The organism is Actinoplanes sp. NPDC051859, from assembly GCF_044452725.1.
Classification (GTDB): domain Bacteria; phylum Actinomycetota; class Actinomycetes; order Mycobacteriales; family Micromonosporaceae; genus Actinoplanes.
On record NZ_JBITBX010000001.1, the window covers coordinates 762,496 to 786,026 of the forward strand.

The following is a 23,531-nucleotide window of genomic DNA, read 5'->3' on the forward strand; positions in this document are numbered from 1 at the left end:
GGACGGCGTGATAGGTGCGGATGGGGTGGCAGGAGCCGGGTCGTCGGCGAGTCGGTAGGCGTAGGGCAGGTCGAAGAAGCGCACGGGCACCCCGTTGCGCACCGCCCAGCTGATCGCCTGCCACTCTGGCGAGAAGACGGCGAAGGGCCAGAATGCGGACCGCCGGGGATCGTCGGCGGCATAGCCCAGCAGAGCGACCGGGGGCTCGAGGCCCGCATGGGCGACCCAGTGCACCAGGTCGTCAGCCTCCGGTGGGCCTTCGACCAGAAGGATGGACGGCGGGTGCCGGTCGAGTTCCTGGACGACGGCGCGGGCGGAGCCGGGACCGTGGTGGCGGATGCCGTAGTGGCGCTCAGGCATCTCGCGCCGCGCGGTAGAAGTCGCGCCACTCGGTGCGTTCGCGGACCACGGTTTCGAGGTATTCGCGCCAGACGACGCTGTCGGAGACGGGGTCTTTGACGACGGCGCCGAGGATGCCGGCGGCGACGTCGGCGGGGTGGAGACGGCCGTCGCCGAAGTGGGCCGCCAGGGCCATGCCGCTGGTGATGACGGAGATGGCCTCGGCGGTGGACAGGGTGCCGGTGGGGGATTTGAGCTTGGTACGCCCGTCCTCGGTCATGCCGTTGCGCAGCTCGCGGAAAACGGTCACCACGCGGCGGATTTCCTCCAGCGCGGTGGGCACCTCGGGCAGGTCGAGGGAGCGGCCGAGTTGGGCGACCCGGCGCGTGACGATGTCGACCTCGTCGTCGGCGGAGGCGGGCACCGGCAGCACGACCGTGTTGAAGCGGCGACGGAGGGCGCTGGAGAGCTCGTTGACGCCGCGGTCTCGGTCGTTGGCGGTGGCGATGAGGTTGAAACCGCGCTGGGCCTGGACCTCGGTGTTCAGCTCCGGAACGGGCAGCGTTTTCTCGGACAGGATGGTGATGAGGGCGTCCTGGACGTCGGACGGCACCCGGGTCAGTTCTTCGACGCGGGCGATGGCGCCGGTTTGCATGGCGCGCATGACGGGGCTGGGGGTGAGCGCGGCCTCGGTGGGGCCTTCGGCGAGCAAGCGTGCGTAGTTCCACCCGTACCGGATGGCTTCTTCGGCGGTGCCTGCGGTGCCCTGGACGAGCAGGGTGGAGTCGCCGCTGACGGCGGCGGCGAGGTGTTCGGCGACCCAGGTCTTGGCGGTGCCGGGGACGCCGAGCAGGAGGAGCGCCCGGTCGGTGACCAGGGTGGACACTGCCACTTCCATGAGTCGGCGCGGGCCGACATATTTCGGGGTGATCTTCGCGCCGTCGCCCAGCAGGTAGGTGACCACGGCCTGCGGGGAGAGCCGCCAGCCGGGCGGGCGGGGCCGGTCGTCGGTCGTGGCGAGCAGGGCCAGTTCGTCGGCGTACTGCTGCTCGGCGTGCGGGCGCAACGCGGTCACTTGAACTCCTGGAGCATCTCGTGGCGGAAGGTGAGGATCCGGGCCAGGTCGGCGACGGGCCGGATCCGGGACGGGTCGGCCGAGTCTTGGTCGAGCCGGGTGGCGAGGGCGGCGACGGGGGTGGCGTAGGCCGGTGGCATGGCGGTCGCGGCGGCCCGGCACAGCTCGGCGAGTTGCCAACTGTGCCGGTCGGTACGGGCGCGGTGGGCGATGGTGTCGATGACCGCGACGGCGAGCTCGTCGGGCCAGGCGCCGGGATGGACGGCGAGGAGCCGGTGGGCGAGGTGGTCTTCGCGGCGCAGGAAGTCGGCGGCGATGCGGGCGAGGTCGGCGGGAGGTAGCAGCAGGTGCAGGTCCCATCGGACCGCCTCGCGCAGGCTCGGGGCCTTCTCTCGGGAGTCGTGGTGCACGAGCGCGGCGGCCCAGTGCGGATTGGCTTGGGTGATGGCGGCTTTGGCCCAGCCGTGCAGCAGCGCGCCCTCCCAGTCGGTGCCGTGGCTCAGGCTGATGACGGCTGCCGGGTCGCGGCCGAGCGCCGGCGTCCAGGCGGACAGGTCGGTGCCGGCGACGACTTCTTCCAGCAGCCAGGCCTGCACGCCGGTGCCGCGGGCGGGCTGGGCGGCGACGCCGTCGCGGCGCAGGTCGGCGGTCAGCTCGGTGGGTGGGTTGACGGTCAATCGGTCGCGGCCCAGGGTGCGGCGTTCCCGGCTGACAGCGGCCAAGGCGCGGGCCGTCATCCGCTGGGCGAGCCGTGAGCCGGGCAGCTCGCGAAGGAGCTCCACCGCAGCTTCGCGAACCTCCTTGCGCCGGTCGTCGAGCGCAGCTTCCAGGAACTCGTCGTCGGCGAGGGACAGCCCGGTGTGCAGGGCACTGATGAACCGGGCGCGATTCTCGGATGTCTCGCTGGCCCAGGTGCTGCGGAGCAGGGACAGGGCGGCGGCCGGGTCGGTGGTGCGGAGGCGGGTGAGGTGGGCCAGGCGTTCGCCACCCGTACCCGTGGTCCAGATTTCGGGGTCCTCCGCGACGGCCGTGCCGGGCGCTTCGGCGCGCAACCATTGCCATTCCGGCCGTTGGGCGGCGAGCCAGCGGCCGCGTTCCCCGGCGACCCGGCCGATGTCGGCGCGGACGACGCTGTTGCGGCGGCCCGCGTCGAGGAGGGCGGGCAGTGCTTCCGGCGGGACGTGACCGCCGTGCCGCGCGGCCGCGTCGAGCCATTGAGCTAGCAGCTCCTGTGCCTGCTGGGCGCCGCCGGGCGCGCCGCCGTCGGTGAGCAGGAGCAGCAGTCGGGCGCCCGCGGCAGGTGGCAGCGGCGGCTCGGTCTCTGCGGGCGCGGCCGGCACCGCCGGGTGCAATGTGGATGGTGTGGTGCCTGCGCGTCGGTAGACCAGTGCTGTGGCAGCGGCCTCGAGCAGCGAGCAGCCGGTGCCCAGGGTGATCGTGCGGTCCCCGACCTCGACGGTCGTGGCGGTGAACGGCTTGCGGGCGGTGCCGACCAGGGCTGCCGCCAGCAGAGCGGGTGGCAGCTCAGGGCTGCGGCGAGGCGTGCCGGCGGGAGCCGGGGGAGCAGCCGGCAGGAACCGGCCGGCCACCCAGGCGGCGAGCGGGCGCAGACCCATCGGGGTCCATTCCGCGGCGACCGTGGCGGGGGACCCACCGGCGGCGGCTAGCAGCCACCACGGCTCCCGATGCCCGGCGGCCAAGGGGAGCGCTGCACCGTCGGAGCCGGTGAGGAACCCGTCGGCGCTGGGCGTCACGTCGGCCAGCAGCAGCGGGGCGTCGAATCGCCATGGCTCGGCAGCGAGAATGTCTGCCCAACCGGGCAGGGCGGCACGCACCTCGACCGCGCCGCTCGGCGCGGCCAATGGCTGCGGGGCTGACCGCCGTTCTTTGACCAGCGCTCGCAGCGGCGCCGCGCCGGGATAGAAGCACAGGTCGCCGTCGAATGAGGTGCCGGGCACGAGGTCGGCGGCCAATGCCTGGCCCGGTGCCGCGAAGGAGAGCTGCAGCGCAAATCGTCCACTCTCGACGCCGCGGAGCCAGGTGCGGCGGGTGACGATGGTGCCGTCGTCGCTGTCCGTCTGCCCGAGCACCTGCCAGCGGTCGGCCACGGGCGGTGTGGCAAGCACATCCTCGGTGGCAATCGGGAATCCGATCCGTGCGCGGACGGTGGCGGCGGTCGCCGGGGGCAGGGTGTCAAGCCGTTCGTGCCCGGCCACCAGCAGACGCAGCATCGCCAGCTCGCCCAGCAGCCGGTCGGCCCACTGCGGCCCGATGCCGGCCACGTCACCCAGCCGGCGGACCGCGGCGGCGGCGCCCGGCGCCTGCGCGTCGACCAGGCGCGCCGCCATCGTCTGGTAGGGCGCCCGGCCGGACCGCTCGGCGTGCGCCAGGCCCTGCTGGATCTGGTCGTCGAGCCAGCGGCCCAGCTCGGCCATGCCCGCGGCGACCCGTTCCTGGCGTTGCCGGGCGCGTTTGCGGGCCGCCTCGGGATCAGCCGGTCGGTCCGCCTTGGTGGCGGCGGCCGTGGCGCGGGCCGTGCGGCTCGCCTGCCATTGGGTCACGAATGCCGGCGGGGTGGTCGACGGGTCGGCGGCGGTGCCCTCGGCCCACATCAACAGCAGGCCGAGCGCGTGCTTGCAGGGAAACTTGCGGCTCGGGCAGGAGCATTTATAGGCGGGGCTCGCCAGGTCCACACAGACCTGATAGGGGTTCTTCCCGCTGCCCTTGCACAGTCCCCACAGGACGTCGTCGTGGCGGCCGAGCTCCTGCCACTTCGCGCGGGCGGCCACACCGCGGGCGCTCTTGAGGGACCCGGCGTCCGGGGCGACGGCGGTGACCTGGGCGGGGGACCAACGTTCGACAGGCACACCGAGACTCTAGAAGCGGGGTACGACGTTTTCTCAGACCCCGTGTCCGGCCGGCACCTGTTCGTCGGCCTTCGGTGGCGGCGGCGGAGTGCCATCGCCGAAGGGCCGCCCGCCGAGGCTCTCCCGCCCGTGTGGAGCCAGCCACCCGCTCAGGTCCGGGCCGGCGGGCACGATGCCGGTCGGATTGATGTCGCGGTGCACCTCGTAGTAGTGCGCCTTGATGTGGACGAAGTCGATCGTGTCCCCGAAGCCGGGCGTCTGGAACAGATCCCGCGCGTACGCCCACAGCACCGGCAACTCGCTCAGCTTGCTGCGGTTGCACTTGAAGTGACCGTGGTAGACCGGGTCGAACCGGACCAGCGTGGTGAACAGCCGCACGTCGGCTTCGGTGATCGTGTCGCCCACCAGGTAACGCTGAGCGGTCAGCCGGTCCGACAGCTGGTCCAGCCGGTCGAAGAGACGGTGGTAGGCCTGCTCGTACGACTCCTGCGAGCCCGCGAAGCCGGCCCGGTAGACGCCGTTGTTCACGTCCTTGAACACGTACCCGTTGACCTCGTCGATCTCCGCCCGCAGCGCCGGCGGATACAGCTGGGGTGCGCCGTCGCGGTGGTGTTTCGTCCATTCGAGCGACAGGTCGAGGGTGATCTGCGCGAAGTCGTTTGTCACGACCTGACCGGTGGGCACGTCCACGATCGCCGGCACGGTGATGCCCTTGTCGTAGTCGGGGAAGCGCCGGAAGAACGCCTCCTGCAGCCGTTCCATCTTCAGGACCGGGTCGCGGCCGCCCGGATCGAGGTCGAAGGTCCAGCTCCGCTCGTCGTGGGTCGGCCCGGCGATCGCGAGGGACAGGACGTCCTCGAGGCCGAGGAGTCGGCGGACGATGATCGCCCGGTTGGCCCAGGGGCAGGCCCGGCTGACCACCAGGCGGTAGCGGCCCGGCTCGACCGGATAGCCGTCGCGGCCGTCGGCGGTGATGCGGGTGGCGATATAGCGCTGGTCTCGGGTGAACTCACCGCTCTGCGACACGTAAGCCATGAGGTCATCATTCCCTGGTTTCGCCGATTGAAAGCAAGGTCAACTGCTGCTGTCGTAGCGGGGTGGTGGGTGCAGACCGCTGCTCACGCCGAGGGCCGGGGCGGGCCGAGCAGGGCGCGGGGCGCCCTGAACGCTCGACCCACCCCGGCGACCTGCGTGAGTGGTTGCGCTCGAAAAGCAGACAGACCCGACACACCGGCCGGGTCTTCCTGCTGGTCAGGGGCGGGCGGTGAGGTGCGGTCGCAGGGCCAGGATGAGGCCGAGGGCCACGTAGCCGATCAGGAGGTGGCCGGCGCCGACGAAGCGGCCCGCCTCGGCACCCAGGATGCCGAATGCGGGGACGCTGACCACGGCCCAGCTCTCGGCCACCAGGGGCCAGCCGCGAGCGAGGCCCCGCCAGCGACCCGCAAAGGCGATCTTCACGCCGATGATGAACATGCCGAGCATCGACAGCGGCCAGAAGGCATCGAGGACGGCGAGCCACGTGTCGTCGCGGAAGCTGGGCACCAGCCCGTGCAGGACAGTCCACAAGGTCGCCAGCGAGAGCAGGCCGTATTCGACGCGGAGCATGCCGCGGGCGACGCGGGAGGTGCCGGTCGCGGCCGTCCGGAGCTGCGTCGTGACCAGGGCGAAGAGCGAAAGCTGGAACGGAATGGCGCCCAGGTCGGTGAGCATGATGTCGGCGTTCGCGGTCGACTGCGGGTTGACCGCGGCCATGGAAGCGGCCCAGATCAGCGAGCCGGCGGCGACAGCGATGCCGGTAGTGCGGACCTGCCGGCTGCCGGCGGCGGCCAGGGCTGGGGTGGTGACGTCGGTGCGAGCCTGGCCGGGTGCGGTGGTGATCGTCATGGCGTTCTCCCTGCGGAAGCGATGTCCTCGTTGACACCGGTGACTTTGCCGGGACGGCGTCCCGGGCCGGCAGGGCCGAGCGCCCCCGGCCCGGTCCCCGAAAATGTCCCGGGAAATCCGGGACACGCGTCCTCGGGCCCGCGGGACACCTTCGCTGCGACGATGCTTCAGTGACCACGCCCGTCCCCGCCGCGCAGCCCCCGGCCGACGAGAGTGCGCAGGCCCCTGCGCCGCCGGCCGAAGAGCGCGACCCGGCCCCCGCGCCGCCAGCCGAAGGCCGGTCCACGTCCGCTTCCCGGCGCGTGCTGCCGGGGATCATCGGCGTCGCCGCCTTCGTGGTGGCGCTGGCCGCCGTCGTGACCGCCGCGGTCGTGGACGCCGCGGTGCCTGCGTCGCACCGGGTCGCCACTCAGCTGGAGTTGGGCTGGGTGGCGGGCGTGGCGGGTGCGTTTCTCTGCGCTCCCGGCGCGCTGCTGCTGCACCGTCTGCCGCGGCATCCGGTGGCGTGGGTCCTGCTGATCACCGGCGTGCACTGGGCAGTCGACGGCGCGGCTTGCGCGTGGCTGGCGTACGCGACGATGAGCGACCCGGCGCTGCCCGGCGCGGCCCTGTCGTTCTGGCTCTATCAACGGCTCGGTGCCTCGCTGCTGCTGTCGCTTCCGCTGATCCTGCTGCTCTACCCGGACGGGCGGTTGCCGCGTGGGCGCTGGCGGTTAGCCGCTCTAGCCGGACTGGCGAGCACCGCGTTGCTGCCGCTCGTGCTCCTGTTCACGCCATCCGGGGTGGCCCAAGATGATGCCGGGCTGCCGCTCCCGGCCGCTTTCGCGGGGCTGGACCTCGATCCCACCACGATCGCCCTGCCCACACCGGTGTGGGCAGCGCTGGTGGCTGTCGCCGGTGCGCTGGTGCCGGTCAGTCTGGTCGTACCCTTCGCGGTGGTGGTGGGTCGGTACCGGCGGTCCGCGGGCGATCCGCGGCGCCGGGCCCGGATGCGCTGGCTGCTCTGGGCGGCGGTGGTGGACGTTCTGGTCATGCTGGCTACGACGGTGCTCCCGCAGGCCTGGACGTCGCTCGGGCTGACGGTGGCGGTCGGCTTCACCGGCCTGGCCCTGACCATCGGCATCGTCGCGCCGCAGCTGGTGGACATCGACCGGCTGCTCGGCGGCACGCTGCTCTATGCCGCCATGGCGGCGTCCGTGCTCGTGGTGGACGCCTGCGTGCTGGGCGTGGCGAGCGCAGTGCTGGGGGAACGGCTCGCCGAACGGGACGCCGCTGTGCTGGCCCTCCTGCTGGTCACCGCGGTGTACGGCCCGCTGCGGCAACGCCTCTGGCTGCTCGTGCGTCGGCTGGCGCGGGGCGGCCGCGACGACCCGTACGGGGTGGTCGCCGGGCTCGCCGAGCAGTTGGAACACCGAGACCGCCCCGAGGACCAGCTCGTCGCCGTGGCCCGGGGCGTCGCCGCCGCGTTCAAAGTGCCGTACGTGGCCGTCGAGGTGGACCGGCCCGGCGGCGCGAGCGTGGTCGCGGCGTTCGGGGCGGCGCCGGCGGGGACGCGGGCGCTGCCGATCACCTATCGCGGCGAGACGGTGGGGCGGCTGGTGTTGCCGGCGCGGCTGCCGTCGTTGTCGACTCCAGACGAGCGGTTGCTGGGGGACATCGTGCGGCAGGCGGCCATTGCGGCGCGGACGGCGTACCTGGCGGCCGAGTTGCAGCGGGGGCGGGAGCGGATCGTGGCGGCCCGGGAGGAGGAGCGGCGCCGGTTGCGACGTGACTTGCACGACGGGCTGGGGCCGACGCTCGGGGGAGTGGGCCTGCGCATCGACACTGCCCGGAACCTGGCCTCCCGCAAGCCTGAGGAAGCGGACCGGTTGCTGCGCCAAGCACGCGAGGACGTGACCGCGGCGCTGGCGGACGTTCGGCGACTCGTGCACGATCTGCGGCCACCGGCTTTGGACGATGTGGGGCTGCTCGGCGCCGTACGTCAGCAAGCCGAACGACTCCGCGCACCCGGCTTGACGGTGACGGTGGAGGGAACGCAGGGCGAGGGTCTGCCGGCGGCGGTGGAGGTGGCGGCGTACCGGATCGCCTCGGAGGCTTTGGCGAACGTGACGCGGCATGCGCATGCGGCCTCGGCCCGGGTCCGGCTGTCCCGGATCGGCGCTGATCTTGTCGTCGAGGTCGCCGACGACGGCGTGGGCATTCCCGCGGGCACCCCCTCCGGGGTGGGTCTGGTGTCGCTGCGCGAGCGTGCCGCCGAGCTGGGCGGCGATTGCCGGATAGAGTGCCCGGACGGCGGCGGCACAGTGGTCACGGCCCGGCTGCCGGTGGGCGCCGACGGTGCAGCCGGACCGGCCGGCGTGACCGCGGAGGTGGCGCATGGCTGAGGCGATCCGGGTGCTGGTTGCCGACGACCATCCGATCTTCCGGGACGGGCTGTCGATGCTGCTCGCTTCGGTCGACGGCATCGAGGTGGTCGCCACGGCGGCGAACGGCCGTGCGGCGGTCGCCGAGGCGTTGCGACTGCGCCCGGCCGTGGTGGTGATGGACGTGCAGATGCCGGAGCTGAACGGCGTCGAGGCCACTCGGGAGCTGGTGGCGCAGGCCCCGGACGTCGGCATTGTGGTGCTCACCATGTCCGAGGATGACGGCACGGTGTTCGCGGCCATCCGGGCAGGTGCCCGCGGCTATCTCGTCAAAGGCGCCGAACAGGAGGAAATCGTCCGGGCGATCACCACGGTCGCGGCCGGCGGTGCGGTCTTCGGCGCCCCGCTGGCGGCCCGGATCGCCCAGTTCTTCGCTGCCGGACCCACCCCGCCCGCCGCCGCATTCCCGCAGCTCACTGCGCGGGAGCGGGAGATTCTGGACCTGCTGGCGGCGGGCCGCTCCAACGGTCAGATCGCCGCGGCGCTGTTCCTGTCGCCGAAAACGGTCCGCAACAATGTGTCGACCGTTTTCGCCAAGCTGCAGGTTGCGGATCGGGCCGAGGCGATCGTCCGGGCTCGTGACGCCGGTCTCGGGCGGTAGTCAGCCACATCTGGCAGGGTGTATTTGTGGCTTCAAGAATCAGTTCCTACCTTGCTCACTGGACCACCTACGTCCCGGTCGTCGCGGTGGCCGCACTCATCCTGACGTGGGGCCGTGACCTGCCACCGCCCCTCGTGATCGGCATCGGTCTGCTGCTCGCCGGGGCCGTGCTCGCGGCCGTGCATCACGCCGAGGTGGTGGCGCACCGCGTCGGTGAGCCGTTCGGCTCGCTGGTGCTGGCGGTCGCCGTCACGATCATCGAAGTGGCGCTCATCGTGACCCTGATGATCAGCGGTGGCGAGAAGGCCCAGTCGCTGGCCCGCGACACCGTCTTCGCCGCCGTCATGATCACCCTGAACGGCATCCTCGGGCTGTCCCTGCTGGTCGGCGCGGTCCGCCGCCGGATCGCCGTCTTCAACCCGGAAGGTACGGGCGGAGCGCTCGCCGCGGTCGCCACGATCGCCACGCTCAGCCTGGTCCTGCCGACCTTCACCACGAGCCGCCCGGGTCCGCAGTTCTCGCCCGCCCAGCTCGCCTTCGCCGCGGTCGCGTCCCTTGCGCTCTGGCTGCTTTTCGTCCTGGTCCAGACCCGCCGGCACCGGGACTACTTCCTGCCGATCACCACCTCCGGCAAGGTGATCGACGAGGAGGAGCACGTCGACCTGCCCACCAATCGGGCCACCTGGGGCAGCCTCGGCCTGCTGCTCGTCGCACTGATCGCCGTGGTTGGCCTGGCTAAGGGCATCTCCCCGGCGATCGAGAACGCGGTGGCCGGTGCCGGTATGCCGCAGGCCGTCGTCGGCGTGGTGATCGCCCTGCTGGTGTTGCTTCCGGAGACCATCGCCGCGGTCCGCGCTGCCGCCCGGGACCGCATGCAGACCAGCCTCAACCTGGCCCTCGGCTCCGCGATGGCCAGCATCGGCCTGACCATCCCGGCGATCGCCGTGGCGATGATCTGGCTGGACGGTCCGTTGCTGCTCGGTCTGGGCGGCACCCAGATGGTCCTGCTCGGGTTGACCGTCGTGGTGGGCACGCTCACGGTGGTGCCGGGACGGGCGAACGTCCTGCAAGGCGGCATCCACCTGAGCCTGCTGGCGGTGTTCCTCTTCCTCGCCGGCAGCCCGTAGCCTCGCCGGCAGCCCGTAGCGTCAGCGTTACTCCCTCGTGCGCTCGCCGTCCGACCTCGACACCCGTTCGGGTCGGCGGCGGGCGTTTTTGTCGGTGGTCGGGTCTAGCGTCGAGTGCACAGACAAGCCTGATTCCTTGAGGAGGGGTAATGGACAAGGTCGTTCATTTCGAGGTCCCGTTCGACGATGCCGAGCGGGCGCACGGCTTCTACCGCGAGGCCTTCGGCTGGCAGCTCAATCCGATGCCGGGGATGCCCTACACGCTCGCCACGACGACGCCGACCGACGAGAACGGCCGGCCCAGCGAGGCGGGCGGCATCAACGGTGGCATGTTCGCGCGGGAGGACCGCATCAACGTTCCGGTGATCACCATCGGGGTCGAGGACATGGACGCCAGCCTGGCGCAGATCGAGAAGCTGGGCGGCAAGGTCGAGGTGGGCCGCGAGCCGGTGGGCGATATGGGCTTCTCAGCGTATTTCCGCGACACCGAGGGCAACCTGATCGGGCTGTGGCAGAACGCCTGATCCTGCAGATCCGTACCTGACCCGAACACTGCTCACCGGCGCGCGGCGGCAGAATGGGCCGGGTGAGTGATGTTTCCGGCAAGGGCCTGGTCCTGGTCGTCGAGGACGAGCGCCCGATCGCTGACCTCGTCCGGCTCTATCTCAGCCGTGACGGTTTCGGTGTGCACGTGGAACATGACGGCGTCGGCGGGCTCGCCGCGGCCCGCCGACTGCGACCGGTGGCGTGCATCCTCGACATCTCGCTGCCGGGCATGGAAGGCACAGCCATCTGCCGGAAGCTGCGCGAGGAAGGCGACTGGACGCCGATTGTCTTCCTCACTGCCCGCGATGACGAAGTTGACCGGATTCTGGGTCTGGAGCTGGGCGGCGACGACTATCTGACCAAGCCGTTCAGCCCGCGCGAGTTGGTGGCCCGGGTGCGGGCGCTGCTGCGCCGGGCCGCGGGGCCGCCGGACGGGGGCCGGGTGCGCAGCCTCGGGCCGGTGTCACTGGACCCGGCCCGCCGCCAGGTCACCGTGGACGGTGCCCAGTTGGCGCTGACGCCGACCGAGTTCGACCTGCTGGGCCACCTGCTGAATCGGCCGGGCCGGGTCTTCACCCGGGAGGAGCTGCTGGCCGGTGTCTGGGGGTACGCCGCGCACGCCGGCACCCGTACGGTCGACGTGCATGTTGCCCAGGTCCGCGCCAAGCTGGGGTCTGCCGCCGGATTGATCCGCACGGTGCGCGGGGTCGGTTATACCGCCGATGCGTAGGTTCTTTGCCACGCTCGCGGGGCGGACTGTCCTCGTCACCGCCGCCACCGCGGTGGTTTCCGTGATCATCACGGCGCTGGTGGCGTTGCCGATCGCGGTCCGCTCGGCGAACAACGCGGCCCGCTCCGAGCTGATGGAGAAGTCTGCCCTGGCGGTGGAGTTGCTGAGCGACGACAAGCGCACGGCGCGGGAACGGATTGTCGCCCGGCTGCGGGCGGATGACATCGACGTGTTCCTGATCCGGCGCGGGGTCGTCGATCAATCCGGCTTGCCCGAGCGGGTCGTGACGCAGGTGGCCGCCGGCAATGTGGTGGACACCCGGGGCGTGGTCCGGGGGGAGGCGGCCCTGATCGCCGGCCGTCCGCTGCGGGGCGTCGACAGCGGCGTGGTGTTGATCCGGCCCGCCGTGTCGGGCACGGCCAGCCGTGTCCTCGGTGGGGTGTGGGTTGCCCTGCTTGCGGGTTTGCTGGGCGGTGTGGGCGCCGGGGCCTTGTTGGCCCACTTCACGGCCCGGCCGTTGCGGCAGGCGGCGCTGGCCGCCGGGCGGTTGTCGGCCGGGGACCGGTCGGTTCGGCTGGCCGTGCGACCGCCCGCCGAGGCCGCCGAGTTGGCGGCGGCGCTGAATCAGCTCGGTGCCGCGCTGCAGGTCAGTGAGGGTCGGGAGCGGGATTTCCTGCTGTCCGTCTCGCATGAGCTGCGGACGCCGTTGGCGACGATCCGCGGCTATGCCGAGGCGCTCGCCGACGGGGTCATCGAGGCGGACGGCGCGCCGCGGGCCGGGGCGACGATGCTTGCCGAGGCGGACCGGCTGGAGCGGCTCATTTCGGACCTGCTGGTGCTGTCCCGGCTGGAAGCCGCCGACCTGCCGGTGGACGTGGTCCGGGTGGACCTGGTTGACCTGGTCGGCTCGGCGGGGGAGGCATGGGCGCCGCGCTGCGGTGCTGACGGGCCGCGGCTGTCGGTCGAACTGCCGGCGACGGCGGTGGAGGTCGACACCGATCCGGGCCGAATCCGGCAGGTGCTGGACGGCTTGTGCGAGAACGCGCTACGGGTGATTCCGGCCGGGGCGCCGCTCGTGCTGGCGGTCCGGCAGGGGGAGCACGGTGGGATCGTCGAGATTCGCGATGGCGGACCGGGTTTCACCGACGAGGATCTTGCCGTTGCTTTCGAGCGGGGTGCCTTACAGCAGCGCTACCGGCATGTCCGCAAGACCGGCAGTGGTCTCGGTCTTGCGCTAGCTGCGCGGCTGGTCGGCCGGCTCGGCGGCGGCATCGAGGCAGGTCACGCCCCCGAGGGTGGGGCGATGTTCACGGTGACGCTTCCTTACTCGGCTCGAACATGACGCTGATCGGGTCCGTGCATGCCCGGCGCAACCTTGCCGCTATGACTCGAACCCGCATCGCGTTGACCATGACCACGCTGGGCCTGACCGGCTTGCTCGCGCTGACCGGCTGCGGCGCCGCCGGCTCGACCCCGGCTGCCGCACCGGGCGTTGCCGCTGTCGATGTCGCCGGTGAGGCCTACGCCCTCACCGAAGTCGGCATGGAGACCGGCCTGGGCGACGTTCCCACCCCGGCGGCCTCGGCGGAGAAGAAGAAGGACGGCAAGCGGGCCGGCCTGCGTCAGCATCTGCGCAAAAACACGGTCCACGGCGAGATCACCGTACGAGCGAAGGACGGTGACCGCACGATCGTCGTCCAGCGCGGCACCGTCACCGCGGTCGACGCCACGTCGGTGACCGTGAAGTCCACCGATGGTTTTGCGCAGACGTGGGTCTTTGGCGACAAGGTTCGGGTGGTGCAGAACCGCAAGGCAGTCAAGGTCGGCGACCTCAAGATCGGTGCTGAGGTCGGTGTGGCCGGCGCCAAGGACGGCGACAAGGCGGCGGCGCGCCTCATCGCGATCCGGTAGTAGGTCAGGGCCCGCGCTCGTTTGCCGTCGAGCACGTGCCCTGCCCCGCCCCCTCGGTGCAGTGCTATTGGAGGATCGCGCCCATGGGTGAGAGCAGCAGCTTGCCGAACGCCTCGGTGGTGCGGTCGAGCCGATTGCGCTCGCGGCCGACGGCTTCCAGGTCGTGGCGGACCGACCAGAGCCGCTGCGCATTGCGCCAGGCGACGTTGCGGGTGTATTCCACGAGCCCGCCCTGCCACCGGTCGTCCAGGTCGCCGTTCATCAGATCGATGAACAGCTGCCACTTCTCCAGGAAGCCGCGGCGCAGGTCCGGGATCTGCTCGGCGAAAATGTCGTTGATCTGCAGGTAGTCGCGGTGCTGGTCGCTGTCGTCGACCGGGTCGCAGCCCTGATGGTCGAACGTGGTGACCAGGGCGAACGGCAGGTCGTAGTTGATGTGCGCGTTGACCCCGGCGGCGGCCGAGGGCAGCGGGCGGGCGTCCGGGCCGGGAATCCGGTGGAACAGCACGGACCAGGCTCTCGGGCAGCCGGCGCTCAGGTCGGACCATTGGCGCAGTGCGTCGAAGTAGCGGGCGGCGAACTCGACGTCGAGGCGGGACAGGAAGGCCGGGTCGGCGAACTTGCCCGCGTAGAGGCGCTCCAGCACGCACGTCGTGATGGTCAGGTAGAGCTTGTTGAAGTCGGCGAGGGGATTGCTGACGAACAACGGCGGCACTCGCTCGAGGACGTCCTGGAGCTTGGTGAGCTGGGCGACCACGGCCGGCACGTCATCGGGGTGGCCTGACAACACGTCGGCCATCTCCTGACGCACGGGCCCCCAGACGGACGACTCGGTGATCATGGTTCCTCCACGCGGCGCTGGTCTTCGGCGGAGGACCTTCAGCACCGCCCGGCGACGCCGGCCGCCGGGCGATGCTCCCCCGAACGACCACGAGCCTTTCACCGTTCGCCTACGTAGGGATCGGTAGAACGACGTATTCCGCGTACGTAGGTAACGAAAAGGTCACGCCGCCTGGAGGTAGACCCGGCTGGCCTGCACCCGGGTGCGGACCTGGAGCTTGTCGAAGATGTGCCCCACGTGCACACCGACCGTTCGCTCGCTGATGAACAGCGCCTGGCCGATCTCCCGGTTGGTCAGCCCTTCGGCAACAGCCGCCAACACCTCCCGCTCCCGCTCGGTGAGCATGCCCAGGCCGTCATCGCCGCGGACCGGTACGGCCGTCAACTCCACGTCCCCGGTCAACGCGACCCGGGCCCGGGTCGCCACCTGGGTGATCTCAGCGGCGAACGGCTTGGCACCCATCGCCCGCGCAGTCTCGTACGCCTCGCGCAGCGCCACCGTCGCCGCGGTCCGCCGGGTCCGCCGTGCGAAGGACGCCTCGGCCTGACGCAGCCGCGAGTACGCCGCGGGGTACGGCTGCTTGCGCCGGTCCCACGCCTGCACCGCCCGAGCCCAGAGGGCCGGGTCGTTGCGCTGCTCGATCCGGCTCAGTTCCGCCGCGCAGAGGTCTACGTACCCGTCGACCACCGCGCGGACCGGCGGGGCCGCGTTGCCTACGCCGCGGGCCATCCGCTCGACGACCGCCTGCAGCCGGCGCACCGCGCCCTCGTCGACCGGCACCTCACCGCCGGCCTGCGCCTCAGCCTCGGCTCGCAGCCCATGCCAGGCGAGGACGCCGAGCAGGACAAGGTCGTCCGATCGGGTCTCGGTGAGCCCGCGTTGCACCGCGGCCCGGGCGTCGGCGTGCCGGCCCTGCCACATGGCGAGTCCGGCGCGCAGGGTCAGCATCGGCAGCACGTGCCGGGCGCCGCCGCCGGCGAGTATGGTCGCCACGGCGTCCAGGTCGCGGTCGGCCCGGACGTCGCCGAATCCCACCCAGAGCCGGCACCGGGCGAGCAGGATCTCGACCGCGTCGGCGCCGGACGGCCGGTGCCGCATGGCATCGTCGAGGACCTGCCCGGCCTCCGCCCATTGGCCCACCCGGAACAGGCCGTTCGCCGCGATCGCCAGCAGCCGGGTTTGATACGTACGGCCCTGGCCCATCGCGGCGAGTCTTTCCGCGCCGCGGCGGGCGACGAGCACACCTTCCTCGATGTTGTTCAAGGGGTTGGTGAGCAGTTCGGCCAGGTGCAGGTACGCGCAGCCGATCTCGTCGGGGTGTTTGCTGCGCTCGGCGATCTCCACGGCCTGCCGGATGACGGCGAGCCCGGCGTCCGGATCCTCCCGGAATGCCAGGCTGAAGCCCAGTGCGGCGCTGGCCCGGACCAGATCGGCGGTGGAACCGTCGGGGCGTTCAGCCAGCTCCAGCGCGTCCCGGGCGCGCTCGCCCGCGTCGGCGTACCGGCCGAGGTGCACGAGCAGTTCGGCCAGGTTGGCGGCCGCGCTGGCCTTCTCGGCGGGGCTGCACTCCGGGGCGGCCAGGGCACGCTCGTACTCGACCTCGGCGGTGGCGGTGCGGCCGGCGGCGGCGAGGTAGCGGGCTCGGCGCAGGTGGATCTCGCAGACTCCTGGGCTGTCCGGGCGGGCGGCGAGTTGTTCGAGCGTCGTCAGGGCTCGCTGGTGTTCGCCGCAGCGGTGAGCCGCCTCGGCCGCGTGCGACAGCAGGTCGGTGCGCTCCGCGGAGTCGTCGGGGGCCAGGTCCAGGGCGAGCGCCCAGTACCGGTGGGCTTCGGCGTAGCCGTACAGCCGTTCGGCGGCCCGGGCGGCGGCCACGACCGAGGGCAGTGCCCGCTCCGGCTCGCCCGCCTGCTGCCAGTGATGGGCCAGGCGAGTGTGGTCTAGGTCACCCGGCAGCGCCTCGAGTGCCTCGGCGTACCGCCGGTGCCGGGCGGCGTGCTCGGCCGGCAGGACCTCGTGGGCGAGCACCTCGGCGACGACCTGATGCCGCAGCCGGTAACCGTCGGCGGCGCTGGTCAGGAAGCGGTGCGCCACCGCCGCCCGGACCGCCTCGATCAGCTCCGCCTCCGGCAGCGGCAACACCCGGGCAAGCAGCGAATGCTCGACCGGCGCGACACCGGCGGCGACCGCATGCACCACGTCGTGCGCATGCTGGGGCAGCTCATCGACGCGGGACAGGAAGATCTCCCGCAGGGTGTCGGACAGCTCCACCCGTCCGTCGCGCAGGTCGCGGGCCAGCTCCTCGGCGACGAACGGGTTGCCGCCGCTGCGCTTGAACACCGAACCGGCGTCCTCGGTGGGAACCTCGGCCCCGGCGATCGCCCGGACCAGCTCCACGGTGGCGTCGACGTCGAGCGGGGCCAGGTCCAGCACACGTACGGACCGTAGCCGCCGCAACTCCGCCAGCACCCGGCGCAGCGGATGGGCGCCGTGCAGCGACTCCGAACGCACCGCCGCCAGCACGGACAGGTTGACGTCGCCGAGGCCGGCGAGTAGGTAAAGCAGCAGCTGACGGGTGCTGCGGTCGGCCCATTGCAGGTCGTCGAGCACGAGCAGCAGCCGACGTCCGCGGGCCAATGTGCGCAGCTCGCCGGACACCCGTTCGAGGAGGGCACCCGCCCCGTCGGACGGGTCGGCCGGCCCGGGGGCAGGCTGGACGCCCGCCTGGCGCAACGCCTGGAGGACGGGATGCAGCGGGGAAGCGTCACCGATGTCCAGGCAGGCACCGCTCAGCACAGCCGCGCCGCCCATCCGCATCGCGTGCGCGGTTTCCAGCAGCAGCCGACTCTTACCGACGCCGCTCTCGCCGGTCACGAACACCGCGGCGGTGCCGCCCGGACCAGCGGTGAGGAGGTCGGCTTGGATCGACGTCAGGATGTCGGAACGTCCGACAAGTGGCGCGTCATCCCCTTCGCAGGCCATGCGTGGCAGCCTAGTGGGAACGCCGCTACGACGTTCTCGTCGGTTCGGACTGTTCTGCGTCACAAAGAACCGACGACGCGGTGGCTGTCATAGATACGTCATTCTGCTGATCCGCTGTCCCGCCCGTCCTGGCACCGTTCACTGCGCCAACGCAGCGAAGGGGGCGGAGGAAATGAAGACAATGTCCGCCGGTGTCCGGTGCCGACGACAGACGGTGACAGTGCTCTTCGTCGACATCGTGGGATTCACCAGCATGGTTGACGAGCTGGACTGCGCAGACGTCCGTGAGCTGCAGGTCGACTACTTCCGTACGGTATCGGCGGTGGTTCGCGCGGCGGGCGGCGTGGTGGAGAAGTTCATCGGCGACGCGGTGATGGCGGTCTTCGGCGCTACCGGCGCCCGCGCCGGGACACCGGCGGGCGTCCGCACCGCGGCGGCCGCAGCGGTCCGGGCCGGGCTCGGGGTGCAGGAGGCGCTGCGGGGGCGTCTCCTGGCCGGCCGCTTTCCGGTACGCACCCGGGTAGGGCTGGCGACCGGCGACGTGATTGTCGACCTGGATGAGGCCCACGACGGCGGGTACGGCATGGTGAGCGGCAGCGTCGTCGCCACGGCGTCCCGGTTGCAGTCCTGTGCCCCACACGACACGGTCGTCGTCTGCGCGGCGACCCAGAGCGCGTCCGGTGCCGCGGTCGCCTACCAGGAGCTGCCGCCGGTGTCGCTGGCCGGCAAGCCGGCACCGGTCGAGCTGTGGCGCGCGCTCGAACTGCAGGAGACCCGCACCCTGCAGCCCTGCGCTTGACAATCCTTCAGCCCGCCGGGGCGGCGCCGATAAAGGCATCGTGGGTGCCTCGCCATCCGTGCCGGTCGAACCGGCAGCGGTGCAGACGGAGCTCGGCGACGCCGCCGGGCTCCAGGTGCTGGGCGAGCTCGGCCGCGGGGCGCAGGCCGTTGCCTACCGGGTCCGACACGAAGGCACCGAGTACGCCCTGAAGGTGCTGCTCCGGGAGACCGGGGCGGCCCGGCTGACCACCCACCAGCACGGCCGGACCCAGGACGAGTCGACCCAGCCGACCGTCGAGTCCCGGGAGTTCCGCCGCCAGGCCGCCGTGCTCGCCACGATCGACTGCCCGAATCTGCCCCGGGTGCACAAGGTCGGCGAGGTGGCCGGGCGGCCGTACATGATCATGGATCTGGTGGAGGGTGAGCAGCTCTCCCGGCGCCTGCTGCGCGGGCCGGTGCCCGAGCGGCACGCCATCACCATCGGCGCCGACGTCTCGACCGCGCTGCAGGCCGCCCACGAGCACAACCTGGTGCACCGTGACGTCAAGCCGGAGAACGTCGTCGTCACCGCCGCCGGCGCGGCCCATCTGATCGACTTCGGGCTGGCCGCGGCCGCAGCCGTCGAGGGGCTCGGGCCGGATGACGCCATCGCCGGGACGCTCACCTACAGCGCGCCCGAGCAGACCGGCATGCTCAACCGGCCCGTCGACAACCGCTCCGACCTGTACGCCCTCGGTGCGGTGCTGTTCGAATGCGTCACCGGCGCGCCGCCGTTCGCCGCCGACGACGTGGGTGAGCTGCTGCACCTGCACGCCACGGCGCCCGTACCCGACCCGCGGGCCCTGGCCCCGGGCCTGGGCGCGACCTTCGCGGCGGTCATCGTCCGGTTGCTGGCCAAGGACCCCGACGACCGCTACCAGAGCGCCGCCGGGCTCCGCGCCGACCTGCGCCGGCTCGCCGCCGATCCGGCCGCGGTCTTCCCGCTCGGCGAGTACGACGCGCCGATCGTTCCGTTCGAACCGCCGCTGACCGGCCGTGGCGCCGAACTCGCGGCACTGCGCGACCACTGGCAGCAGGCCGCGGCTGGCAAGGGCGGCGTCGTGACGCTGCACGGTCCCAGCGGCTCCGGCAAGACCCGGCTGGCCGACGAGCTCGGCAACCTGGTCCGGGGTGCCGGGGGCATCGTCTTGCGGGGCGACGCCGCATCCAGCGACCGGCGCCCGATGGCGCCACTGCGGGCGGCCGTCGACGCGTACGTGAAGGATCTGCTCAAGCGGTCCGGCGGGCGGGCCGAGGCCGGCGCGCTGCTGCGGGCGGCCGCGGGGGAGAGCGCCGGCCTGGTCACCAGCCTGTCGCCCGCCCTCGCCGACGTGCTCGGTGTGCCTCAGGTAGCGGGCGAGATCGGTCAGGGCCGGCACGCCGCAGCGGTTGCCGACCTGCTCACCGGCCTGGCTACGACGGCCGGGCCGGTATTGCTGCACCTGGACGACGCGCAGTGGTTTGACGACGGCACCGTCCGCGTCCTGGAACAGCTCGCGGCCGCCGTGTCGGACGTGCCGATGCTGATCGTGACCAGCGGCCGCCCGGGCGACGCCGGAGAGACCATGGAACCGCTGCGGGCCGGCGGCGTCACCGACCTTGCGCTACCCCCGCTGGAGCTCGCGCAGGTCGCTGACCTGATCGCCGCGCTGTCCTGCGGCGTTCGGCTGCACGAGGACGGTGCTGCCGCGATCGCTCTGCTGACCGGCGGCAACCCGTTCGCGACGCTGGTCTACGCCCGGGCCGTGATGGACGCCGGGCTGCTCGCCCCGAACTGGGGCAGCTGGGAAGTCGACGCCCAGGGAGTCCGGGACCTCGCCCTGCCGGCCGACTCGGCCCAGCTGCTGCTGCGTCGAATGGGCGCGCTGGATGCGGAAAGCCGCGGCCTGCTCGGCATCGCCGCCGTGTTCGGCACCACCTTCGACCCCGAGGTGGTCGCCGAGGCCGCCGGGACGGACCTGCGCCGCGTCCTCGGCGTGCTCACCGACGCCGGCCGGCAGGGCCTGGTCGCGTACGGCGACGGCACCCACCGCTTCCTGCACGACAGCATCCGCCTGGCGCTGCTCGCCGACCTGGACGAGGACGGGGTTCGGGACCTGCACCAGCGGATCGCCGACGCCCTCGACCGGCGGCCGAACCCGGACGAGTACGCCCTCGCCCGGCATTGCGCACTGGGCCGGCCCGACCAGGCGCCCAGCCGGATGTTGCGCGCGTGCACCGCTGCGGGCGCCCGCGCCCTCGCCGAGCACGCCCCGGACGCCGCACTGACCTATCTGGAGCACGCCCGCGACGCCGCCCGGACCGGCGATGCATTGGGCAGCTCCTTCAAACAGCTGCTGGGCAGCGCCTACCACCAGAACGGCCGGTTCGACGAGGCGGTCGCGATGCTGACCGAGGCGTTGAGCGAGGCACCCGGCCGGATCGAGCGGGCGCGCATCCACCTGCTGCTGGCCCGCGTGCACGAGAGCAGCTGGGGCGGCGCCGCCCAGCTGCAGGCGGTCGAGCAGGGACTCGCCGAGCTGGGCCAGCCGCTGCCGGTCAACCCGGTGCTGCGGATCCTGACCGGGGTGTGGATGTTCCTGGTGGCGTGGGTCGTCCGCGCTACCCGGCTCGGCTATGGCACGGCCAAGGGCGAGCAGCGTGACCGGTTGCAGATGGAGTCCACCCTGTACCACTACGGGGGCTCGGGCAGCGTCCGGTCGTTGCGCCCGGCGCACTCGCTGCTGTACGGCCTGCGGATGGCGTACCCGATCAACCGGCTCGGTCGCTCCCCGGAGCGGGCCCGAGACCTGGTGGCCCTCTCGCTGCCGTTCCGGATGTCCGGAATGCACTGGATCGCCGATCGGATCACGGCGTCGTCGCAGCGGATCGCCGCCGACCTCGGCGATCCCACCCTCGTAGCCCGGATCGACTGGATCACCGCCATCGCCCTGCACGGCAGCGGCGCCGACTCGGGCGAGCGGGTCCGCCGTGTGCTCATCGAGCGCGACCGGTTCCTCGACGCCGGACTGATCCTGGACTGCTACGCCGTGCTCGGCTGGGACTGGCTGCTGCGCGGCGACATCGCCGAGGCCGAAGCCGCCTGCGTCGGGCGGCAGCGCTGGCTGGACGCCGGCGGGCACGGCGACCGCAGCGCCGTCGTGGCCGTCGACACGGGCCTGCTGGCGATGCGCGGCCGGGCCGGCGAGGCACTGGCCCGGCTGAACCGGGCGGGTGACACCCGGGAGATCCACGAGATCGTCGACATGATCGTGGCCCGGATGCTGGCCGCCATCGAGCGCGACGACCTGGGCAGTGCCTTCGACGACGCCGTCGCCGAGTTCGACGGGCTGGGCCTGCGCCCGCTGGACCTGCTGCCCGCGCAGCACTCCTACTACGTCTACCGCGCCTACGGCCGCCTCGAGCAGGCTCGCCGGGCCGCCCCCGCCGAACAGGAGCGCGCATACGCCGTGGCGGAAGCGGCCGTCGCGACCCTCGGTCAGGTCACCAAGCGGCCGGTCGTCGCCGCCCACCACCGGGTCACGAAGGCGGCCCTCACGGCCCTCAAGCCCGGCCGCGCCGGTCAGGCTCTGGACATCCTGTCCAAAGCGGAGAAGCTGCTGCGTACGGTCGACGCCCCGCTGCCGTCGTACGAGGCGGCCCTGGTCCGTGCCCGGGCACTCACCATGCTCGGCGTCACCGGCGAGGCCGAGCGTCAGGCCCGAATGGCCGCCGGGATCGCCGAGGACCGCGGGTGGCCGCACCGCGCCCGCCGGATCGCCGCCGAGTTCCGCCTCGACGCCGGCCGGCGCAACCGGGTGCCCGTCGTCGCTGCCCGCGGTCGTGCCGGTCAGCGCTGGGCCGCCCTCGAGCAGCTCAGCAACGCCGCATCCCGAGTCATCGACCCGGAGCGGTTGACCCGGGTCGCCCTCGACGAGACCGTTCGTCTGCTCGGCGCCGAACGTGCCCTGCTGTTCCTCGTGGACGCCGACACGGGTGTGCTGGCGCCGTACGTGGGCCGGGATGCCGGCGGTCAGGACCTGGCGGAACTCGCCGGTTACAGCACCACCGTCGTGGATCGGGTCCGGCACAGCCGGGACCCGCTCGTGGTCACCGGCACCGAGGAGGGCGCTGCGCTCGGCGCCGAGAGCGTCGTCCAGTTCGGCCTGCGCAGCATCCTCGTCGCGCCGCTGGAGCTCGACGACCGACTGCTCGGCGTGGTCTACCTGGACAGCCGGGTCGCCAAGGGCGTCTTCACCGTCGACGACGTCGACGTGCTCACCGCCGTCACCCACCACATCGCCGTCGGCCTGGAAACCGCCCGGGCCGCCCAGCTTGAGGTGGCCGTCGCCGCCGCGAACCGCCAGCGGGACCTGGCCGAGACCCTGCGTCGGGCGATGGCCCGGCTCAGCGGCACCCTCGACCCCGAGCTGGTGCTGCGCCGGCTGCTGCTGACCGCCCGGCAGACGCCCGGCGGCGACCGCGGCTGGCTGCTGCTCGGCACCTCGGCGTCCGCCGAGATCACCGTGCTGGGCGACCGGGGCAACCCGTTCACCGTGCGGCCGGCCGAACACCCCGCGCTGCTCGCGCTGCTCGACAACCGCCAGGCCGACATGATCTCGGGTACGCCGCCCTGGGCCGCAGCGCTCGGCGACTACGCGGGGACCAGTTGGCTGACCGTCACCCTCGACGACCGGGAGGGTGCGGTGGGTGTGCTCGTACTGGCCGCCGAGCGGTCCGGTGCCTACGCCGCCGCCGACCTGGGCGTGGCCGCGGCGCTGGTCAGCCAGGGCATGGTCGCGTACGACAACGCGCGGCTCTTCAGCCGGATCAACGAGCTGGCGACCACCGACAGCCTGACCGGGGTCGCCAACCGGCGGCGGTTCTTCGAGCTCGCCGAGAAGTCGCTGCGCACCGCCCGGGAGACCGACAGCCCGCTCACCGCCCTGATGATCGACATCGACCACTTCAAACGGATCAACGACACGTACGGCCACCAGATCGGCGACGACGTCATCAAGGAGGTCGTCGCCCGGCTGCTGACCTGCCTGCCCCCGGACGGCATCGTCGCCCGGTACGGCGGCGAGGAGTTCGCCGTCCTGCTCCCCGGTGTCCGCGAGGACGGTCCGGTGCTGGCCGAGAAGCTGCGTGCCGCGATCGACGGCACGCCGCTGGACACCCGGTCCGGGCCGATCCCGGTGACGATCAGTGTCGGCTGCGCCCTGTTGCGCCGCGCCGACACCACCCCGGACGCCCTCCTGGGCCGCGCCGACGCCGGTCTCTACGAGGCGAAGCAGGCCGGTCGAAACCGTGTGATGGCTCACGGCGAGTGACATTCGTCCGTTTCTCCCACCCTCGGCCGGGGCGTTCCCGGTCGGCCTCACGAAACTCGTCGTAGGTCCCCGGTAGG

Annotated in this window: 16 protein-coding genes; 9 read left to right on the forward strand and 7 right to left on the reverse strand. The window is 72.2% G+C overall.

Annotated features, from left to right (window positions below):
- From ACIA1L_RS03485 to ACIA1L_RS03505, 5 genes are all read right to left on the reverse strand, one after another.
- The coding region (locus ACIA1L_RS03485; RefSeq protein ID WP_396070878.1) for a DUF5682 family protein at positions 1–360 on the reverse strand (360 nt) is incomplete at its 3' end.
- Positions 353–1,414 (reverse strand): AAA family ATPase, encoded by a 1,062-nt coding sequence (locus ACIA1L_RS03490; RefSeq protein WP_396070879.1) that lies wholly within the window; start codon positions 1,412–1,414, stop codon positions 353–355. The genes ACIA1L_RS03485 and ACIA1L_RS03490, both read right to left, overlap by 8 nt.
- On the reverse strand, positions 1,411–4,281 hold the full coding sequence (locus ACIA1L_RS03495) for an SWIM zinc finger family protein (protein WP_396070880.1): 2,871 nt from the start codon (positions 4,279–4,281) through the stop codon (positions 1,411–1,413). The genes ACIA1L_RS03490 and ACIA1L_RS03495 overlap by 4 nt, the downstream gene beginning before the upstream one ends.
- A 33-nt stretch (positions 4,282–4,314) precedes the next feature.
- Positions 4,315–5,316: a glutathione S-transferase family protein gene (locus ACIA1L_RS03500; protein WP_396070881.1), complete on the reverse strand. Its 1,002-nt coding sequence runs from the start codon at positions 5,314–5,316 to the stop codon at positions 4,315–4,317.
- A gap of 216 nt (positions 5,317–5,532) precedes the next feature.
- The gene (locus tag ACIA1L_RS03505) at positions 5,533–6,165 is read right to left on the reverse strand and encodes a hypothetical protein (RefSeq protein ID WP_396070882.1); all 633 of its coding nucleotides are present in this window, start codon (positions 6,163–6,165) and stop codon (positions 5,533–5,535) included.
- 170 nt (positions 6,166–6,335) lie between these two features.
- Here ACIA1L_RS03505 and ACIA1L_RS03510 point away from each other — a divergent pair, with 170 nt between their 5' ends.
- From ACIA1L_RS03510 to ACIA1L_RS03540, 7 genes are all read left to right on the forward strand, one after another.
- A complete protein-coding gene (locus ACIA1L_RS03510) occupies positions 6,336–8,549 on the forward strand; it encodes a sensor histidine kinase (RefSeq protein ID WP_396070883.1) in 2,214 nt (737 codons plus the stop codon).
- The gene (locus ACIA1L_RS03515) at positions 8,542–9,189 is read left to right on the forward strand and encodes a response regulator (protein WP_396070884.1); all 648 of its coding nucleotides are present in this window, start codon (positions 8,542–8,544) and stop codon (positions 9,187–9,189) included. The genes ACIA1L_RS03510 and ACIA1L_RS03515 overlap by 8 nt, the downstream gene beginning before the upstream one ends.
- A gap of 26 nt (positions 9,190–9,215) precedes the next feature.
- Positions 9,216–10,316, forward strand: coding sequence for a calcium:proton antiporter (locus ACIA1L_RS03520; protein WP_396070885.1), 1,101 nt, complete (start codon positions 9,216–9,218; stop codon positions 10,314–10,316).
- 149 nt (positions 10,317–10,465) lie between these two features.
- A complete protein-coding gene (locus ACIA1L_RS03525) occupies positions 10,466–10,840 on the forward strand; it encodes a VOC family protein (RefSeq protein WP_396070886.1) in 375 nt (124 codons plus the stop codon).
- A gap of 53 nt (positions 10,841–10,893) precedes the next feature.
- A complete protein-coding gene (locus ACIA1L_RS03530; RefSeq protein WP_396070887.1) occupies positions 10,894–11,592 on the forward strand; it encodes a response regulator transcription factor in 699 nt (232 codons plus the stop codon).
- Positions 11,585–12,934 carry a sensor histidine kinase gene (locus ACIA1L_RS03535; protein ID WP_396070888.1) on the forward strand — a complete coding sequence of 450 codons (1,350 nt, stop codon included), beginning with the start codon at positions 11,585–11,587 and terminating at the stop codon, positions 12,932–12,934. The genes ACIA1L_RS03530 and ACIA1L_RS03535 overlap by 8 nt, the downstream gene beginning before the upstream one ends.
- Before the next feature lie 41 nt (positions 12,935–12,975).
- Positions 12,976–13,503, forward strand: a complete 528-nt coding sequence (locus tag ACIA1L_RS03540; protein WP_396070889.1) for a hypothetical protein — start codon at positions 12,976–12,978, stop codon at positions 13,501–13,503.
- A 64-nt stretch (positions 13,504–13,567) separates the two neighbouring features.
- Here the strand turns inward: ACIA1L_RS03540 and ACIA1L_RS03545 are convergent, their stop codons facing one another.
- Both ACIA1L_RS03545 and ACIA1L_RS03550 read right to left on the reverse strand, forming a co-directional pair.
- Entirely contained in the window at positions 13,568–14,344 is a 777-nt protein-coding gene (locus tag ACIA1L_RS03545; RefSeq protein WP_396070890.1) for a DUF5995 family protein, read from the reverse strand.
- A 162-nt stretch (positions 14,345–14,506) separates the two neighbouring features.
- Entirely contained in the window at positions 14,507–17,323 is a 2,817-nt protein-coding gene (locus ACIA1L_RS03550; protein ID WP_396070891.1) for an AAA family ATPase, read from the reverse strand.
- A 172-nt stretch (positions 17,324–17,495) separates the two neighbouring features.
- Here ACIA1L_RS03550 and ACIA1L_RS03555 point away from each other — a divergent pair, with 172 nt between their 5' ends.
- Both ACIA1L_RS03555 and ACIA1L_RS03560 read left to right on the forward strand, forming a co-directional pair.
- Positions 17,496–18,122: an adenylate/guanylate cyclase domain-containing protein gene (locus ACIA1L_RS03555; protein WP_396070892.1), complete on the forward strand. Its 627-nt coding sequence runs from the start codon at positions 17,496–17,498 to the stop codon at positions 18,120–18,122.
- A gap of 58 nt (positions 18,123–18,180) precedes the next feature.
- Positions 18,181–23,454, forward strand: coding sequence for a diguanylate cyclase (locus tag ACIA1L_RS03560; protein WP_396070893.1), 5,274 nt, complete (start codon positions 18,181–18,183; stop codon positions 23,452–23,454).
- The last annotated feature ends 77 nt before the right edge of the window (positions 23,455–23,531 follow it).